Annotated in this window: 2 protein-coding genes and 1 pseudogene; 1 reads left to right on the forward strand and 2 read right to left on the reverse strand. The window is 74.6% G+C overall.

Annotated elements, in window-relative coordinates; all coding sequences use genetic code 11:
- Together ACFV61_RS09660 and mce are read right to left on the reverse strand one after the other, a co-directional pair.
- A pseudogene (locus tag ACFV61_RS09660) lies at positions 1-2,402 on the reverse strand (hypothetical protein); the annotation flags it as partial.
- 498 nt (positions 2,403-2,900) lie between these two features.
- The gene (gene mce, locus ACFV61_RS09665) at positions 2,901-3,344 is read right to left on the reverse strand and encodes a methylmalonyl-CoA epimerase (protein ID WP_063347782.1); all 444 of its coding nucleotides are present in this window, start codon (positions 3,342-3,344) and stop codon (positions 2,901-2,903) included.
- A 301-nt stretch (positions 3,345-3,645) separates the two neighbouring features.
- Between mce and ACFV61_RS09670 the strand changes: the two genes are divergently transcribed.
- Entirely contained in the window at positions 3,646-4,854 is a 1,209-nt protein-coding gene (locus ACFV61_RS09670; protein WP_380490940.1) for an acetyl-CoA C-acetyltransferase, read from the forward strand.
- Positions 4,855-4,962: the final 108 nt, after the last annotated feature.

The raw sequence follows: 4,962 nt of genomic DNA on the forward strand, positions 1-4,962 counted from the left end.
GCGGCGGTGCGCTGTTCGGTGGTCTCGCGTTCGGCGAGTTCGCGCAGTTCGGCGCTCTCCCGCTCGGCGAGCTCGCGCAGTTCGGTGCTCTCGCGTTCGGCGAGGGCCCGCAGCTCGGTCGCGGTCTGCTCGGCCTGCTCGTGGGCGGCCTGGGCGGCGGCCAGCTGCTCGGCGGTCTCCTCGCGTTCGCGGTGCAGCCCGGCGGCGGCCTCCTCGTGCTCACGCCGGCTCTCCTCGCGCAGCGCGTTCGCGGCGGCCTCGGCCTCGCTGCGGGTACGGGCGGCCTCGGCGTCGGCCTCGGTGCGGACGCGCTCGGCGTCGGCCACCGCGGCGTCCCGGACGGCGTTCGCCTCGGCCTGCGCATCGGTGCCGAGGGCGGTCGCGGCGGCGTTCGCCTCGGCCCGGACCCGCTGGTCGAACTCGGTCGCGTCCCGGCGGAGTTCGGCGGTCTCGCGCTCGGCGGCGGCGCGGTTCTCGGCGGCCGCGGCCTTGGCGGCGGCGAGGGCGTCCTGGCCCTGCTGCTCGGCGGCGGTGGTGGTCTTCTCGGCCTCGCTACGGGCCCGGGCGAGGGTCTGCTCGGCCCGGCCCTGGGTCTCGGCGGCCTGTTCCTGGGCCTGCGCGCGCAGCCGCTCGATCTCCCCGGCGGCGCCCGCGCGCAGCTCGTCGGCGTCGGCCTTGGCCCTGGTGAGCAGTTCCTCGGCGTTCTTCGCCGACTCCTCGATCTGCACGACGGCCTGGCGGCGGGCCTCGCCGCGCACCCGGTCGGCCTCGGCGGCGGCCTGGGCGCGCAGCTCCTCGGCCTCGGCCCGCAGCCGGGCCGCCTCGTCCTGCATCTGCTCGATCCGCTCGCGGATCGCGGCGGCGTCGTCGAGGGCGGCGTTCTGGGCCTGCTCGACGGCGGCCTGGGCCTGCTCGCGCAGGCGCTGCGCCTCGGCGGCGGCCTCGGTGCGGATCCGCTCGGCCTCGGTGGCGGCCTCGGTGCGGGCGGTCTCGGCGTCCTGGTTGGCCTGGCCGAGCATCTCCTCGGCGGTCTTGGCGGCCTTGGCGAGCTGGACGGTGGCGTCCTTGGCGCCGGTCGCCCGGCCCTCCTCCTCGGCCGCGTGGCGCAGCCGCTGGGCCTCGGCCTCGGCGTGGGCGCGCAGTTCGGCGACGTCCCGGTCGGCCTGGGCGCGCAGTTCGGCGATCGCGGCCTCGGCCTCGGCGCGCAGCTCGCCGGCCACCGATTCGGCGGTGGCCCGCAGCCGTTCGCTCTCCTCGGCGGCGGCGGCCTTGGCGGCCTCCGCCTCGGCCTGCCTGGTGGTGGCCTCGGCGCGGATCGCCTCGGCCTCCTTGGTGGCGTGGGCGACCATCCGGGCGACCTCGGCCCGGGCGGTCTGCGAGCGCTGCTCGTTGGCGGCCTCGCCGTCGGCGGCCTTGCGTTCGGCGGCGGCCTCGGCGTCGGCCTGGAGCTGTTCGGCGGCCTGTTCGGCCTGGGCCCGCAGCTCGGCGGACTCGCGGCGGGTGCGTTCGGCCTCGGCGATCGCCTCGGCACGCAGCCGCTCTATCTCGGCCTGGGCGTGGGCGAGCTGCTGCTCGGCCCGGATCTGCTCGGCGGAGGCCTGCTCCTTGAGCCGGCCGATCTCGCCCTTCGCGACGGCGAGCTGCTGCTCGGCGGCGGCGTGCGCGGCGGCCAGCTGCTGCTGGGCCTCGCCGCGGGCGGCGTCGACGTCGGCGGCGGCCTGGGCGCCGGCCTGCTGGGCGTGCTCGGAGGCGGCGCGCAGCAGGCGCTCGGCGTCGCTCTGGGCCCGCTGGATGGCGGCCTCGGCGGCGGCCTGGGCCTCGCCGCGGGCGGCGTCGACGTCGGCGGCGGTCTGGGCGCGGGCCTGGTCGGAGAGCGCGACGGCCTCCGCGCGGGCGGCGGCGACCATGCGCTCGGCCTCGACGCGGGCGTCCTGGAGCAGGCGCTGGGCCTCCTGCTCGGAGCCGGTCCTGGTCTGCTCGGCCCAGCCGTTGACGTGCTGCTCGGCGGTGCGGCGCAGCTCGGTGAGCTCGTCCTCCAGCTGGCGGCGGCGGGCGGTGAGCTCGGCCTCCAGTCGGGCGGTGCGCTCGGCGGCCTCGGCCATGATCCGCTGGGTGGCGGCCTGGGAGTCGCGCAGCTGGCGCTCGGCGTCGGCGCGCAGCTGCTGGGCCTGCATCTCGGCCGTGCGGAGCATCTGCTCGGCCTGGCCGGAGACGGCGTCGAAGGCGCGCGGTTGGGCGAGCATGCGGCGGGATTCGTGCAGCTTGGCCCGGAGCACCTCCACCTGGTAGGCGAGGTCCTCGGCATGCTCGGCTGCCTTGTCCCGCTCCTTTCGAGTCCGACCCATCTCGGCCTCGAACTGGGAGAGGTGATCGTCAACCTCGTAGCGGTCGTTGCCCCGCACTCCGCGGTCCCATCCATCTCCTGGTCGCGTCCTCGACCCGGCCGGTCCAGGGCACCCGTTGTCCGGGTACTGGTCCGACTGGCTCCTTGCATCCGCAGCCGGTGGACGGCCCGCCGGTCAAGCCGGGGCCGCCCGCCGCGGTCGTCGGAGCCCTGGGCGTGGAAGCGCGGTGATGCCGCGTTCCCCCGTCCGGGTGGACTCCTGGGCGAACTCTTGCCTTGTGGAGAATGGTGACAGATCAGTGTTGCGACTGTTCAGCCGTGCCCGCGTTGTGGACTCCCCTGCGACGGGCCGGCCACCGCTGGGTGGACGGGCCTGTCATCGGCCGTGCCCGTCGCCTCCGTCCCCCGGAGCCTTCGCGCACCTGGGCATTGTAGTGGGAGCGCACTGCGGGGGAATGGCCGCGTGGTGGTTTTCCGGCTGTCGGACGAGGTTACTGACGGGTCATGACCGGTGATTCGGGGGTGCCGCCCGGTCGTGGGCGGCACCTGGCGGGGGTCAGTGGGCGTCGTGGGGGCCCGGTTCGGCGGAGGTGACCAGCTCGGTCAGGACGCCGCCGCAGTCCTTGGGGTGCAGGAAGGTGATCCGCGAACCCATCGAGCCGATCCGGGGCTGGTCGTAGAGGACCCGCACGCCCTTGGCCCGGACGGCCTCGGCGTCGCCGTCCACGTCGGCGGTGCCGAAGGCGATGTGGTGCACGCCCTCGCCGTTCTTCTCCAGCCACTTGGCGACGGTCGAGTCGGGCCGGGTGGGCTCCAGCAGCTGGAGGTAGGAGGCGCCGCCGTCGCCGGTGTCGTTGATCTTGAGCATGGCCTCGCGGACGCCCTGCTCCTCGTTGACCTCGGTGTGGAACACCTCGAAGCCGTAGGTGGCGCGGTAGAACTCGACCGTCTTGTCGAGGTCGCGGCAGGCGATGCCGATGTGGTCGATACGGGTCAGCACGGCGACCTCCGGGGGCGGGTTGGGTACCTCGGGAACCAGGTGGCACCAGTGCAGCGCATCGCTGCTGACCGGCGCCAGCGCCGGACGTGCGAGTCTGCTCACACGCCGGGGGTTGCCCCGGGCCGCACGCCGGGGGCTCACCCGGGGCGGGCGCCGGGGTTCACCCGGGCCGCGTTGACACGGTGTTGACTGGAAGGTGCCAGTGCGCTCGATCACACCGTCGCTCCGGTGACGGGCGGGTAACAGGTCAGTACATTGAGCGCATCCTCACCTGGCCACGACGTGCGAAGGGGCTCGTCCCATGACCAACACCACCTCTGTGATCGTTGCCGGTGCGCGGACCCCGATGGGTCGCCTGCTCGGTTCCCTCAAGGGCTTCTCCGGTGCCGACCTCGGCGGCTTCGCGATCAAGGCCGCGCTGGAGCGGGCCGGCATCACGGGTGAGCAGGTCCAGTACGTGATCATGGGCCAGGTGCTGCAGGCCGGCGCCGGCCAGATCCCGGCCCGCCAGGCCGCCGTCCGGGCCGGCATCCCGATGAGCGTCCCGGCGCTCACCATCAACAAGGTCTGCCTCTCCGGCCTGGACGCCATCGCGCTGGCCGACCAGCTGATCCGGGCCGGCGAGTTCGACGTCGTGGTGGCCGGCGGCCAGGAGTCGATGACCAACGCCCCGCACCTGCTGCCGAAGTCCCGCGAGGGCTACAAGTACGGCGCGATCGGGATGCTCGACTCGATGGCCCACGACGGCCTCACCGACGCCTACGAGAACATCCCCATGGGCGAGTCCACCGAGAAGCACAACACCCGGCTGGGCATCGCCCGCGAGGTGCAGGACGAGATCGCCGCGGCCTCCCACCAGCGGGCCGCCAAGGCGCAGGCCGACGGCGTCTTCGACGCCGAGATCACCCCGGTCGCGATCCCGCAGCGCAAGGGCGAGCCGGTGCTGTTCGGCCAGGACGAGGGCATCCGCGCGGACACCACCGCCGAGGGCCTGGCCAAGCTGCGTCCGGCGTTCGCCAAGGACGGCACGATCACGGCCGGCACCTCCTCGCAGATCTCCGACGGCGCCGCCGCGGTGGTCGTGATGAGCAAGGCCAAGGCCGAGGAGCTGGGCCTGAGCTGGATCGCCGAGATCGGCGCGCACGGCAACGTGGCGGGCCCGGACAACTCGCTGCAGTCGCAGCCGTCCAACGCGATCAGGCACGCGCTGGCCAAGGAGGGCCTGGAGGTCTCCGACCTCGACCTGATCGAGATCAACGAGGCGTTCGCGGCCGTCGCCCACCAGTCGACCAAGGACCTGGGCGTCTCCTCGGACATCGTCAACGTCAACGGCGGCGCGATCGCGCTCGGCCACCCGATCGGGATGTCCGGCGCCCGCGTGGTGCTGCACCTGGCGCTGGAGCTCCAGCGGCGCGGCGGCGGGGTCGGCGCGGCCGCGCTGTGCGGCGGCGGCGGCCAGGGCGACGCCCTGATCGTGCGCGTCCCCAAGGACGCCAGCCCGAAGGCCTGATCAGCTGACATGCCTTCGGGGCTGCGGACCGCCACGAGCGGCGCCGCAGCCCCCGAGGCCGCCCCGCGCGGGGCGCCCCCTGGAAGATGTCGCCCCCCGGGGGGGACA

This window comes from Kitasatospora sp. NPDC059817 (genome assembly GCF_042731835.1).
Lineage (GTDB): Bacteria > Actinomycetota > Actinomycetes > Streptomycetales > Streptomycetaceae > Kitasatospora.